This window comes from Paenarthrobacter aurescens (assembly GCF_025421775.1).
GTDB classification, from domain to species: Bacteria; Actinomycetota; Actinomycetes; order Actinomycetales; family Micrococcaceae; genus Arthrobacter; species Arthrobacter aurescens_B.
On the sequence record NZ_JAOEFX010000161.1, the window covers coordinates 1 to 279 of the forward strand.

The window sequence follows — 279 nt, forward strand, 5'->3', positions numbered from 1 at the left end:
GAAGCGACACAGGAAGACGTTAATGAACTTTATTACTGGAAGTACGAAGAAAAAAACCAAGAAGCAAAAAAGTGGAATGCTCCGTACATACCAGAACGAAGACTCACGAAAGAAAAGTATATAAACTCATGGAAAAAAGAATATGAGCTTTTTCCGTCAGTTCCTCGAATACTTGCGATTATTACTAATGAAAAAACGGTGGGGACCGTGAGCTGCTATTGGGTGGACAAGCATACAAACTGGCTGGAAACCGGAATTGTCATTTACGACCCAGACTAT

Annotated in this window: 1 protein-coding gene; it reads left to right on the forward strand. The window is 40.1% G+C overall.

What is annotated here, in order from left to right; genetic code table 11:
• Positions 1-279 (forward strand): hypothetical protein (locus tag N7568_RS23130; protein WP_261612057.1); only part of this gene is annotated, 279 nt, incomplete at both ends.